Here is a 12,429-nt window from a genome sequence, read left to right on the forward strand (position 1 = left end):
TGAAAACACCTCTGGTCGGTTTCGGTTCGCTGCTGTATGGTGTGCCGAAATTGTTCTCCATGGAGGCGCCCACAGCATGAACAACGCCGTGCCGTCGTCGGCCTCGCGCAAGGTGACGTTGAACGATGTCGCCCGCCTGGCCGGGGTCTCGGTCGCCACCGCGTCCAAGGCACTCAACGGTCGCAAGCAGGTGCGCGCCGAGACCCGCGCGCGCGTCGTCGAGGCGGCCGAACAGCTCTCGTTCTCGCCGAACGAGCTGGCCCGCAGCCTGCTCGCCGATCGCACGGGTACCGTCGGCCTGCTCACGAACGACCTCGAGGGCCGGTTCTCCATCCCGATCCTCATGGGTGCCGAAGACGCGTTCGGCGCCGACAGCGTGGCCGTCTTCCTGTGTGACGCCCGTGGTGACGCCATCCGCGAGAAGCACCACGTCCAGGCGCTGCTCAGCCGGCGGGTCGACGGCCTCATCGTGGTGGGCAGCCGCACCGACCCGCGGCCGTCCCTCGGTCGCGAGCTGCCGGTCCCGGTCGTCTACGCGTACGCGCCGTCGGAGGACCCCGAGGACCTGTCCATCGTGGTCGACAACGTCGGCGCCGGCCGCAGCGCCGTCGACCACCTCGTCTCCACCGGGCGCACCCGCATCGCCCACATCACCGGCGACCCCACCTACGGTGCCTCGCAGGAGCGCGCCGAGGGTGCGCTCGCCGCGCTCGCCGACCACGGCCTGTCGCTGGTCGGCGAGGTCCGGTTCGGGTCGTGGACGGAGAGCTGGGGGCGCGCTGCGGCGTCCATGCTGCTCGGCCAGCATCCCGAGCTCGACGCCATCCTCTGCGGCAGCGACCAGGTGGCCCGCGGCGTGATGGACGCGTTGCGGGAACACGGCCGCACCGTGCCCGACGACGTCGCGGTCATGGGCTTCGACAACTGGGAGATCTTCACCAGTGGCGCCCGTCCGGCCCTGACCAGCGTCGACATGAACTTCGAACGGCTCGGACGGGTGGCGGCGCAGCGTCTGTTCGCCGCCATCGACGGCGAGCCACGGTCCGGGGTCGAGGCGCTGGACACCCGGGTGGTGATCCGCGGCTCGACCGTGCCCGGGTGAGCTCGTGAGAAGCCCGGCCCGGACGTCCGCCGGCGGTGGTGTGAACGCTAACAACACCGCCGGTGCCTTGCAGTGTGCGTTCCAGGGACGGCCGATCGGCCGGCCCTCCGGCTTCACCGACGGAGAGGTTCGAAGATGAGCACACGTCATGTCAGACCGCTGATTTCCTTTTCCCCGTTGGACTCGCCGCCGCCTGGGACCTCGCGGTCGGCCTTCAGGCTGATCCTGGCCGCACTCGGCCTGGTGGCCCTTGGCCTCGCCGCCTCCGCGACGGCAGCGGTGGCGGACGAGGAGGAGGGGGTCGATCTGTCGGTCGTCATCGACGACATCACCCCACCCGGCCAGCTCACCCTCACGGTCGCGCTGAACGACGGCGTCGTCCTGACCGAGGAGGGGTCCGACGACACCGCCCGGCAGTTCACCGGCACGCTCCCGACCGTGACGGTCAGCGACACCCGCACCGCCGAGGAGATCCCGGACGGCGCGTTCTGGGCCGTCGTCGGCCGGGCCAGCGACTTCGTCGGTGGCGACAACACCATCGGCGCGGAGCACCTCGGCTGGCGGCCGCAGCTGCTGTCGCCCTCGCCGACCGGCAACGTCGCCGAGGGCGAGCCGGTCTCCAGCGTCATCCCCGACGGCACCAGCGCACCCGCCGTCGGCCTCGTCGGCCAGGAGCTGCTGGTCTCGACGTTCAGCGCGGAGGAGGAGACCGGGAGCTGGGACGTCACCGCCGAGCTGGCGCTGCGAACGCCGACGGACGTCGAGCCGGGCGAGTACCACTCGGTGCTGACGCTGTCGCTGTTCGACCAGTGACCTCAGTGCGCCCATGAGCAGCCTTCCTCGCGCGGTGACGCGGACGCTCGCGGCCGCGGTGCTCGCCGCGGCCGCGCCGATCGCGCCGGTCGCTCTGGCGGGCGCCGCCGACGCGCCGATCACGTGGTCGGTGCGGCCGGCGGACGAGCACGGCCCGGATGGCCGCCGGGTCATCGACGTCGTGCTGGAGCCGGGCCAGCGGGTCGTCGAGCACGTCGCCGTGACCAACCACTCGGCGGTGCCGGTGACGTTCTCGATCAGCGCGAACGACGGCTACCTCACCGAGCGCGGCAGCTTCGACATGCTGCCGTCCGACACGCCGCCGATCGACGGCGGCGCGTGGCTCGGCGTCCCGGAGCAGGCCACGGTCGGCGCCGGCGAGTCGGTCGTCGTCCCGGTGGAGGTCGCCGTGCCCGAGACCGCCGAGCCGGGCGACCACCCGGCCGGCATCGCGGCGTCGATCCTCTCCACCGGATCCGAGGTGGCGGTCGAGAGCCGGGTCGGCGTGCGGGTGAACCTCACGGTCGCCGGCGAGGCCGTGGCGGCGCTGGACGCGACGATCATCGACGTCTCCTACGAGCCGTCGTGGAACCCGTTCGCCCCGGGCGACCTGGTCGTTCACTACGAGGCGGTCAACACCGGCACCGTCGCCGCGTCCGCGGCCGCGGTCGCGGGCGCCACCACGTTGCTCGGCGACGTGGACGAGGTGGACGGTGGCGAGCCGCGCGAGCTGCTACCCGGCGGCCGGATCGAGCAGTCGGTGCGGGTATCCGGCGTCTGGCCGCTCGGGCCGGTCGACGCCCGGCTCGCCGTCGAGCCGCTGCTGGACGAGGCATCGACGGTGTCCGCCGCGCCGGCCATGGTGACGCTGACCGCGACCGCGTGGGCACTTCCGCTCGCGCAGCTCCTGCTGCTGCTCCTGCTCGTCCTGCTCGTGCTCGTCGTGCGGCGCCTGCTGCGCCGGCGCCGAGCTCGGCTGGAGGAGCTGCTCGCCCAGGCTCGGGCCGAGGGCGCCGCCGCGGCCCGCGCGGACGGCCGGCCACACGTGACCACCGACACCGCGTGAAGAGGTGATCCGCTGACCCTTCCCACCGCCGCACCGCCGCGGCGCGACGTGATCCGGACGCGTTGTTAGCGTTCACATTTCCTGGTTCCCCGATGGAGAGGACATGGTGATGTCGGGACGAACTTTCAGACGAGCCATCGCGACCGCGACCAGCGGTGTGATGGCCTGCGGCGGCCTGGTGCTGTTACCGGGCTCCGCGTACGCGGATTCGCACGTACTGCCGGGCAACGAGAGCGACGTCGGCCTCTACACCGACGGCCTGACCGACACGATGGACATCGGCGACCCCACGTACCTCAACGAGGACCAGGTCGCGGCCGCGCTCGAGCCGGGCGTGCCGTACACCGCGGGGAGCATGCACCAGTCGATCTTCGAGAAGGACCTCGCCGCCGGCGGCACCGACTACTACCTGGACCGCATCCTCGGCGTCCGCGGGACCAGCGGCAACAACGTCCTGCAGACCCGCGGCCGCACTCTGTACATGCGCGGCGGCAGCAACTTCGGCGTCATGGGGTTCGCGGGCAGTGCCTTCGCCGGCGGGCCGAACAACCTGGGCAACCTCTACACCGTCAGCGTGCCCGGCCAGACGGTCGCCGAGGTGGGCGCCGAGCGGTTCAACGCCCCCAGCCACGCGAAGGGCCGCTACACCATCGGCACGACCGGCGTGGTCGCCCAGCAGACGAAGTTCATCACCTACGACAACGTGGCCGTCACCGCGCTCACGTTCAGCAACCCGGGCACCGCGCCCGTCACGTTCACGGTCCGCGCGGCCTCGCCGCTGGCCACCACGTCGACTGACGCGGCGGACGAGCTGACCGGCACCCGCACGCTGACCAGCGGGGCCAACAACGGCCTCATCGACACGCCGTGGTCGCGGGTGACGATCGGGCTCAAGGCGGCCGGCTTCACGCGCAACGGCACCAACCTCGACCGCGAGGTCACCGTGCCCGCGGGCGGATCGGTCGACCTGTCCGTCGTCGGCGCCCTGTACTCCGACACGATGCCCGACTCACGGACCAGCTTCTACGACTACGTGGAGCTGGCGCCGGCGGAGGCCGCCCGCACCGCGATCACCGAGTTCAACCGCCGCTGGGCGGCCGACATCCCCTACATCGACGTGCCCAGCGCGGCCGTCGAGAAGGCGATCGTCTACCGCTGGTGGGGTGAGCGCTACAACAGCCTGGACGCGAACGAGCCGGGCTACGTCTACCAGTACCCGACCACGATCGAGGGCGTGAACCTCTACCAGAACGCCGTCGCGCTCACGCAGCCGATGCACCTGCAGGACACGAAGTGGATCCGCAACCCGTACCTCGCCTACGGGCAGATCCTCAACATCGGTGAGCTGTCCGGGTCGTCGGCCTTCCTCGACAGCCCCGGGCACACCAGCTGGAACAACCACTACTCGCAGTACCTCGGCACCGCCGGGCTGGAGGCGTACAACGTCCACGGCGGCGGCGCGGCGATCGCGGATCGGTTCGCCCGGTACTTCGAGGGTGACGGCGAGGGCCAGCTCGAGCACTACGACGGCAACGGCGACAACCTCATCGCCTACGACACCAACTTCATGCCTGGCAACGACTCCGACGCCATCAGCTTCGGCTACCCGAAGGTCAACGCCGGCGCACCCGGCGCCCGGACGATCGAGCGGCCGGAGTCGGCGTACGTGTGGGGCGACTTCGACGCCGCCCGCCAGCTCTACGAGCTCGCCGGCGCGGACCCGGCGAAGGTCACGGAGGTGGGCGCGAAGGCCGACCAGATCCGCGACGCGATCCTCGGCCGGCTGTGGAGCCAGGAGATGCGGATGTTCCTCGCCGGCACGTCGCACGGCGCGACATCGGGCGGAACACAGAACCCGCTGACCGAGGCCGAGCGCGACCTCATCCCGGCCAAGGAGTCGAACCTCTACGACGTCTACGCGCAGAACCTCATCCCGTTCGAGGACTACGAGACCTACGTCGACGGCTTCCGGTTCCTGCGCTACGGCGACAACTTCCCGATCTTCCCGTTCTATACGGCGAACCAGTGGGACAAGACGAAGTTCGGGGTCGGCGGGTCGAACAACTTCTCCAACATCAACTTCACCGTGCAGTACCGCGCCGTGCGCTCCGCGCTGCGGCACTACGACCCGGAGCAGAAGTACGTCACGCCGGAGTACGCCGCCCGGCTGCTGGACTGGATGGCGTGGAGCATCTACCCGAACGGTGACGCCCGCGTGGCCAACCAGGCCGAGTACTACTCGAACTGGAACCCGACGGCGCGCACCTACAGCCGCAACAACCAGAACCACATCATGCTCGGCAACATGAACTACATCTACGTCGAGGACATGGGTGGCATCCAGCCGCGGTCCGACGACGTGATCGAGCTGTGGCCGATCGACCTCGGCTACGACCACTTCATGGTCAACAACCTGCGCTACCACGGCAAGGACATCACGATCGTGTGGGACCGGGACGGCTCCCATTACGGCCTGGGCGCGGGCTACAGCCTGTTCGTCGACGGCGAGAAGAAGGCCACGGCCGACGCGCTCGGCCGGTTCGTCTACGACCCGAACACGAACGAGATCGTGGAGGCCGACGATGGCTTGAACGTCACCGTCGCCGCCACGGGCGCCGAGCTACCGACCGCCAAGGACACCTCGATCGACGACGAGCGCGTCGTGTCGTACCTGCGCACCGCCGGCATCGACCTCGGCGAGGACGCGCCGAACCTGGCGCCGGGCGCCGCGCTGTCGTCCTCGTTCACCCAGCAGGGCGTGCGCCCGACGCCGTGGCGGCAGTTCCACACGCCCGGCTGGAGCACCGGCTCGATGAACTACACGCCGGGTGCCATCAGCGAGACGGAGCGCCCGGTCTCGCTGGATGCCGTGACCGACGGCGTCACGATCAACGAGCCGTACTGGGGCAACTACGGCACCACCGAGCCGGGCGGCTACGTCGAGCTCGACTTCGGCGAGCCGGTCCGGTTCGACAACGTCAAGGTGTGGTTCGTCAGCGACCGCCAGGCCGGCGGCTACCGCGAGCCGCAGCGCTACACCATCCAGGTGCCGGATGGGAACGGCGGCTGGGTCACCGTCCCGGACGCGTTCAAGTCGCCGAAGATCCCCGGCGCCAAGTTCAACGAGGCGCTGTTCGACGCCGTCACGACCGATCGGGTGCGGGTGGCCTTCACCAACACCCCGTCCTTCTACACCGCGATCTCGGAGATTCAGGTCTTCGACTCCGGCCGCGAGGTGCCGGACGTGGTCAACGACCCGCCGACGGTGACGGTGAACGTCGATCGGTCCCGCGACGGCAACCTGTCCACGAACCTGGCCGGCACGGTCACCGACGACGGCATCCCGGACACCGGTGAGCTCACCTACGGCTGGTCGACGGTCTCGAAGCCGGACGGCGCCGGCGTCATCTTCGGCGCGCCGAACGCCCTGACCACGTCCGTCACCGGCACCGTCGCGGGGACGTACGTGTTCCGGCTGACGGCGTCCGACGGCGAGCTGACCACCCAGCGCGACGTCGAGGTGGCGCTCACCGAGAAGCCGACGTCCGCCGAGTTCGGCGCGCTGGCCACGATCACCACCAGCGGCAGCGCGCCGTGGGAGAACCCGCTGCGCGTCAACGAGTCGACCACGCCGGCCAGCTCGTCACCCGGCGCGGGCAACGGCTGGGGGTCGTGGGGCCAGCCGAACAACGGCACCAGCGTGGCGACCACGGCGTGGATCCAGTACAAGTGGGACTCCCCGGTGCTGCTCGGGTCCACGGACATCTACTGGTATGACGACAACGGCGGCACCCGGATGCCCAGGCCCGACACGTACGTCATCGAGCACTCGACGGACGGCCAGACCTGGACGCCCGTCACGCTCACCGGTACGTCGACGTACGCGGGCGCGCTGACCCGCAACGCGTACAACCACCTCGACTTCGAGCCGGTGACGACGAGCCACCTGCGCATCCGCATCTTCGGCGTGCAGGGCTCCGGCGCCGGGACGGGCGTGCTGCGGTGGCGGGCCAACGGCGACATCGTCAGCCAGGTGGCCAGCCCCGTGTTGATGCGGACCGTGGTCGGCGAGGTCCCGGTGCTGCCGGCCGAGCTCGACGTCCAGTACTCCAGCGGCCCGCGGGGCACGCTACCGTTCACCTGGCAGCCGATCACGCCGGAGATGGTGGCCGAGACCAATGTCGAGCCGTTCGTCGTCTACGGCACGAACACGACGAACGGTCTCATCGCCGAGGCCCGGATCTACGTGCGGCCGGAGAACTCGCAGGGCGGCATCTCGATCCAGGGCGCCCAGCAGTTCGAGCAGACCGTCGACGTCGGCGAGCTGCCGCACCTGCCGACGAAGGTGGAGGTGTCGTACAACGACGGCTCGCGCGACAACCAGGCGATCGGTGTCGACTGGGACTTCGACGAGTCGATCGTGAACACGCCCGGCGTGTACACGATCACCGGCGACCTGATCCTGCCCGACTACGTGAGCGAGGCGGGCACGACGTCCACCACGCTCACGCTGACGGTGGGCGACGGCATCGCGCCGGTGGACGTGTCGGTGACCACCGAGGTGCGCTGCCTCGGGCGGCGGGCGTTCGTCGCCGTCCGGGCGACGAACGGGGAGACCGTGCCGCTCGACATCACCCTCGCGACGGCGTACGGGACCCGGTCGCTGTCGGACATCGAGCCGGAGGCGGCCGCGTACCAGATGTTCGCCACCCGGCTGGCCAGCGTGCCCGCCGGCGAGGTGACGGTCACCGCCACCGCCGAGGACGGCAGGCAGGCAGTGGTCGTGGACGACTACCCGGCGCTCACCTGCGGGTGAGCGGGTAGCCGCCACGCCGTTTCCCGGCCCTCGGGGCGCGCGCACGTCCCGCGCCCCGAGGGCCCTCAGGTACCCCTTCGCGCACGACCTGAGGAGACGATCCATGACGACCCTTCGCCGCCGCGCGCGGCTCACCCGGAGCGGGCCGGCCGCCATCGCCGCCGTGCTCGCCGCCGGCCTGCTCGGCCCGGTCGCACCCGCGGCCGCCGCCGACCCGTACACGTTCACGAACACCGTGAACCCGATCCTCGGAGACGGCAGCTACTACTCCGCCGACCCCGCGCCGCTGGTGGTGCCGGCCGGCGCGCCGGGCAACGACACCGGCGCCGACCAGCTCTACATCTACACCGGCCATGACGAGGCCGGCCCGACCCGCAACGACTTCATCATGAACGAGTGGGGCGCGTTCGTGACCTCCGACGTCGACGCCGGCGAGTGGACCCACCACCCGTCGCTCATGCGCCCGGAACAGGTGTTCAGCTGGGCGACGCCCGGCCGTGCCTACGCCGGGCAGGTCGTGCGTGGCGTCGACGGCCGCTACTACTGGTACGTCCCGGTGAACGAGGCGGCCAGCCCGGCCAGCGACAAGTTCGGCATCGGCGTCGCGGTCTCGGACACCCCGACCGGGCCGTGGACCGACCACGTCGGCGCCCCGATCATCTCCCAGCGGGTGCCCACCCCGAACACCATCCACAACATCGACCCGACCATCCTCATCGACGGCGAGGCGCCGAACCAGCGCGTGTACGTCTACTGGGGCAGCTTCGGGAACCTGCGCATGCTCGAGCTGGCGCAGGACATGAAGACGCCCATCGGGTCCGTGCGCACCGTCAGCGGGCTGACCGGCTTCTTCGAGGCCGCGTGGATCTTCGAGCGCAACGGCACCTACTACCTGGCCTACGCCGGCAACAACGCCGGGCCGACGTCGCCGTGCACGCCGGCGAACTACCACGCGTGCATCGCCTACGGCACGGCCTCCTCACCGGAGGGGCCGTGGACGTACCGCGGGACGATCCTGCCGCCGGTGTCGTCGACCACCAGCCATCCGGGCATCGTCGAGTTCGGCGGGCAGTGGTGGCTGGCCTATCACACCGCCGACGCCGTCGGCGGGAACCACTTCCGCCGCTCGGTGGCGATCGACCGGGTGGAGTGGGACGACACCCAGTCGCCGCCGCGGATCAAGCCGGTCGTGACCACGCCGCCGAAGGTCAAGGACGTCACGCCGCGGGCCAACGCCGCCCAGGAGGCCACCGTCACGGTCTCGAACACGCCGGTGCCGACGCAGTACTGGGTCAAGGCGCTCAACGACGAGATCGTGCGGCCCAACCCGCTGCCGCCGGACATGTGGGGCACGTGGACCGGCAACAACCCGCCGCAGCAGTGGGTCCAGTACACCTGGGACCGGCCGATGCGCCTGGCCGGCTCGCAGATCGAGTTCTGGAACGACCAGCCGCAGGGCACCGGCGTCGGCGTCGCGGCGCCGGCGTCGTGGAAGATCCAGTACTGGGACACGTCCGCCGGCGGGCAGTGGCGCGACGTGCCGAACCCCAGTGGCTACGGCACCGCCACGAGCGGTTTCCAGGACACCACGTTCGGTCCCGTGACGACGACGCAGGTGCGCGCGGTGTTCGACGCCTCGACCAACGGCAGCACGTACTCGGCCGTCGCGGTGGAGGAGTGGAAGGTGCTCGCGGAGCAGCCCGCCTCCGTGACGGCGCCGCCGATCACGGTCGAGATCGGGGAGACCGAGGTCCCGGGCGAGGTGCCGGTGACGTTCCCGTCGTCGGACGAGACCCTGCGGATCCCGGCGTTCTGGGACGCGCTCGACCCCGAGGACGTCGCGACGCCCGGCACGCTCACCGTCGAGGGCTCCGTCCTCGGCTACGCCGGTGGCCGGGTGACCGCACCGGTCACCGTCATCGACCCGAGCGACACCGAGGGCGACGAGACCGCGCCGGTGGTGACGCTGACCCCCAGCGGCAGCGCCGGTAGCGCCGGGTGGTTCCGCTCGGACGTGCGGGTCCGGGTCGCCGGCACCGACGATCGCGGCGGCCGGGTCACCATCGAGTCGGTGGTCGACGGCGGCGCGCCGGTCGCGACCGGCTTCGTGCGCTACACCGATGTCGTCGTCTCCGGCGACGGGCAGCACACCCTCGTCGCGCGCGCCACGGACCGGGCCGGCAACACGTCGGACGACGCGAGCCTCACTGTCAAGATCGACCGGGTCGCGCCGGTGAGCACGCCGAGCGTCGACGAGGCGAACCGCACGGTGACGGTGTCGGCGACCGACGCCACGTCGGGCCTGGCCCGCATCGAGTACGCGATCGGCACGGGCGGGCAGTGGCTGCCGTATGACGGTCCGGTCGCGGCGCCGGACTCGCAGCGGCACCAGGTGTTCTTCCGGGCAACCGACGCCGCGGGCAACGTCGAGACGGCGAAGTCGGCGGTGATCCCGGCGGACATCTCCGGCCCGCTGACCGGCAACGTCGCGCCGCTGGGCACCGCCACCGCGTCCTACACGGCCGGCTGGAACTCCGTCGGCGCGCTCAACGACGGCCTAGACCCGGCGACCCCGAGCCAGGCCCAGATCTGGGGCACCTGGTCCGGCACCCGGCCGGCCAGCCAGTGGATCCAGTACACGTGGGCACGGCCGATCCGGCTCACCGGCGCGGAGATCAAGTTCTGGCGCGACCAGCCCAAGGGAACAGGAGAGGGCGTGGCCGAGCCGGAGGCATGGCTGCTGCAGTACTGGGACGGCGCGGCCTGGCGCGACGTCGAGAACCCGTCCGGCTACGGCACCAGCTCGACGGCGTTCAACACGGTGACGTTCACGCCGGTCACCACCGACCGGCTGCGCGCCACGATCGCCGCGAGCGGCAACGGCACGACGTACTCCGCGGTCGCGGCGACGGAGTGGCGGGTGTTCGCCGACGATCCCGGCGTGAGCCAGGACCCGGAGGTGCCGGTCACGGTCGAGGCCGAGGCTCGCTGCATCGGGCGCATGGCCTTCGTGGCGGTGCGCGTGACGAACGACCACGGCGGCCCGGTCGACGTCCGGATCGAGACGCCGTACGGCACCCGCACGGTCGACGACGTCGCGCCGGGGCGCTCGGCGTACCAGTCCTTCGCGGCGCGCGCGGCGCAGGTCGCGGCCGGCGAGGCGACGGTGCAGGCCACCGGAACCATCGAAGGTGAGGAGGTGATGACCGAGGTCACTGCCGAGTACGACGCCGCCGCGTGCGGCTGATATCCCACACCGATCGGGCCGGCCGCGTCCCTCCGGCCGGCCCGACCCACGCCCCGTGCCCGCCGAACCCGGCCAAGTTGATCTTGGAGTAATCGGGGTATCAATCGGACAGTTCGGACCGTGACTCCCCAGTTACTCCAAGATCAACTTTGGCTGGTCGGGCCGACCTCGAGCGGCAGCATCCCGCCGTGGTGCAGGCGGACGTCCGCCGGCTCGGCGGCGTCGACCGCGAGCCGCAGGTCCGGCAGCTCGCGGGCCACGGCCTCCAGCATGAGGCGGGCCTCCAGGCGGCCCAGCGAGGCGCCCAGGCAGAAGTGGCTCCCGTATCCGAAGGCGATGTGGTTCGCGACGTCAGCGCGGTGGACGTCGAACACGTCCGGGTGGGAGAAGACCTCGGGGTCGCGGTTCGCGCCCCACAGCGACAGGCCGACCCGCTCGAACGCCGGGATGATGCCGCCGGCGAGGTCGAGCTCGCGGAACGTGAACCGCGGCGGGACGATCTCGACCGGCCCGCGGAAGCGCAGCGTCTCCTCGACGACGGCGCTCGCCAGCGACGGGTCGGCGCGCAGGTCGTGCCACTGCTCCGGGTGTGTGAGCAACAGTCGCAGCGCGTTGGCGATGACGTCGACGGTGGTCTCCTGGCCGGCGATCAGCAGCAGCTGCACCATCGCGACCAGTTCGTCGCGGTCCAGCGCGTCGCCCTGGGCCTCCAGCGCCACGAGCCCGGAGAGCAGGTCGTCGCGTGGCTCGGCCCGGCGGCGGGCGGCCAGCTCGTCGACGTAGGCGGCGAATGCCAGCGTGGCCGAACCGTCGTAGTCGGACGCGGACACGATCGTCGCCGACCAGTCGCGGAACCGGGCGCGGTCCTCGTCGGGGACGCCGACGAGCTGGGCGATGACGTTGACCGGCAGCGGGTCGGCCAGATCGGTCACCGCATCGAACCGGCCCAGCCGGCGCGCCTGCACGACCAGGTCGGCCGCGACGCCGGCGATCCAGCCCTCCAGACGGGCTACCGTGCGGGCCGTGAACGCGGTGCTGACCAGCCGCCGCAGCCGGCTGTGGTCGGGCGGGTCCAGCGCGATGAGCTGGCGCGACGAGATCCGCTCGGTCTCGCTCGGCGGGTATGGCGACGGCGACAGGTCGCGGTCCTGGTGCCGGTGCACCTCGTGCCCGATGTCCGGATGCTGGAGGCCGTCGAGAACGTCGGCGTGGCGCGCGACGATCCAGAACCGGTTGCCGGCCGGGTCGTACTGCGGGACCGGGGTCCCGGCCACGCGCACCCGGGCGTAGAACGCGTGCGGGTCGCGCCGCGTCCCGGGCTCCCACAGCTCCATCGGCCTGAAGTCGTCGGTCACCTGTCCCGTCCTCCATGTGCGTTCGTCAAC

General features: G+C 71.2%; 6 protein-coding genes. 5 read left to right on the plus strand and 1 reads right to left on the minus strand.

Annotated features, from left to right (window positions below; genetic code table 11):
• Positions 1 to 76: 76 nt before the first annotated feature.
• The 5 genes from E1262_RS03615 (at position 77) to E1262_RS03635 (ending at position 11,044) form a co-directional block, all read left to right on the plus strand.
• Positions 77 to 1,102, plus strand: coding sequence for a LacI family DNA-binding transcriptional regulator (locus tag E1262_RS03615; RefSeq protein WP_132101664.1), 1,026 nt, complete (start codon positions 77 to 79; stop codon positions 1,100 to 1,102).
• A 243-nt stretch (positions 1,103 to 1,345) separates the two neighbouring features.
• Positions 1,346 to 1,915, plus strand: coding sequence for a hypothetical protein (locus E1262_RS03620; RefSeq protein WP_203453503.1), 570 nt, complete (start codon positions 1,346 to 1,348; stop codon positions 1,913 to 1,915).
• A gap of 13 nt (positions 1,916 to 1,928) precedes the next feature.
• Positions 1,929 to 2,981, plus strand: coding sequence for a hypothetical protein (locus E1262_RS03625; protein WP_132101665.1), 1,053 nt, complete (start codon positions 1,929 to 1,931; stop codon positions 2,979 to 2,981).
• Positions 2,982 to 3,090: 109 nt separating this feature from the next.
• Positions 3,091 to 7,797 (plus strand): discoidin domain-containing protein, encoded by a 4,707-nt coding sequence (locus E1262_RS03630; RefSeq protein WP_203453504.1) that lies wholly within the window; start codon positions 3,091 to 3,093, stop codon positions 7,795 to 7,797.
• A 103-nt stretch (positions 7,798 to 7,900) separates the two neighbouring features.
• Entirely contained in the window at positions 7,901 to 11,044 is a 3,144-nt protein-coding gene (locus E1262_RS03635; RefSeq protein WP_132101666.1) for an OmpL47-type beta-barrel domain-containing protein, read from the plus strand.
• A 143-nt stretch (positions 11,045 to 11,187) separates the two neighbouring features.
• On the opposite strand, the gene E1262_RS03640 is transcribed toward E1262_RS03635, so the two are convergent.
• Positions 11,188 to 12,399, minus strand: coding sequence for a cytochrome P450 (locus E1262_RS03640; RefSeq protein ID WP_132101667.1), 1,212 nt, complete (start codon positions 12,397 to 12,399; stop codon positions 11,188 to 11,190).
• Positions 12,400 to 12,429 lie beyond the last annotated feature (30 nt).

The organism is Jiangella aurantiaca (genome assembly GCF_004349105.1).
Lineage (GTDB): Bacteria > Actinomycetota > Actinomycetes > Jiangellales > Jiangellaceae > Jiangella > Jiangella aurantiaca.

Coding starts and splice junctions, on each gene's coding strand:
- E1262_RS03635 (WP_132101666.1), top strand. CDS start 7,901: ATGACGACCCTTCGCCGCCGCGCGCGGCTCACCCGGAGCGGGCCGGCC.
- E1262_RS03625 (WP_132101665.1), top strand. CDS start 1,929: ATGAGCAGCCTTCCTCGCGCGGTGACGCGGACGCTCGCGGCCGCGGTG.
- E1262_RS03630 (WP_203453504.1), top strand. CDS start 3,091: ATGTCGGGACGAACTTTCAGACGAGCCATCGCGACCGCGACCAGCGGT.
- E1262_RS03615 (WP_132101664.1), top strand. CDS start 77: ATGAACAACGCCGTGCCGTCGTCGGCCTCGCGCAAGGTGACGTTGAAC.